This window comes from Kitasatospora sp. NPDC056531 (assembly GCF_042794375.1).
Classification (GTDB): domain Bacteria; phylum Actinomycetota; class Actinomycetes; order Streptomycetales; family Streptomycetaceae; genus Kitasatospora.
This window is the reverse complement of the sequence record NZ_JBHTTU010000362.1, coordinates 1-518: the sequence shown is the minus strand read 5'-3', so window position 1 is coordinate 518 and position 518 is coordinate 1. Positions and strand designations below refer to the sequence as shown.

At 71.0% G+C, this 518-nt stretch carries 1 protein-coding gene; it reads right to left on the bottom strand.

All coding sequences use genetic code 11. The features are described from left to right. Positions 1–186 precede the first annotated feature (186 nt). Positions 187–518 (bottom strand): helix-turn-helix domain-containing protein (locus ACFQ87_RS46440; RefSeq protein ID WP_380617085.1); only part of this gene is annotated, 332 nt, incomplete at its 5' end.

The window sequence follows — 518 nt, the reverse complement described above, 5'->3', positions numbered from 1 at the left end:
TGAACTGCTCGCCGTGCTCCCGATCCTCCTCTCACCGATTAGCGGGATGGATCGACTCCCCACGACCGCAGTGGACGAGGAGCAGGCTGCTGCCGCGGTCGTCTGAGCCGGGCGCGACGTATGCCCGAACGCCGAGTGCCTCCTCGTGCCCGCTACGCGGATCCTCCGGTATCGCCGCCTCAGGGGTCAGCCGGCGGTGCTGACCGACTGAGGGCCGGTCAGGTCGTGGTTCCGGCCCTGGAAGGTGCGGCGGTACGCGGCGGGTGAGACGCCGATCGTGGCGGCCAGGTGCTGGCGCAACGAGGAGGCGCTGCCGAACCCGGCGTGCTCGGCGACCCGGTCCACCGGCAGGTCGCTGGACTCCAGTAGCCTGCGGGCGAGTTCGAGCCGCTGGGTGGTGAGCCACTGGCCGGGGGTCTGACCGGTCTCGGCGAGGAAGCGACGGCTGAAGGTGCGCACGCTCATGCCCGCCTGGGTGGCCAACTCGGCGAGCTGGATGGGCTGGTGGAGCTGTCGGA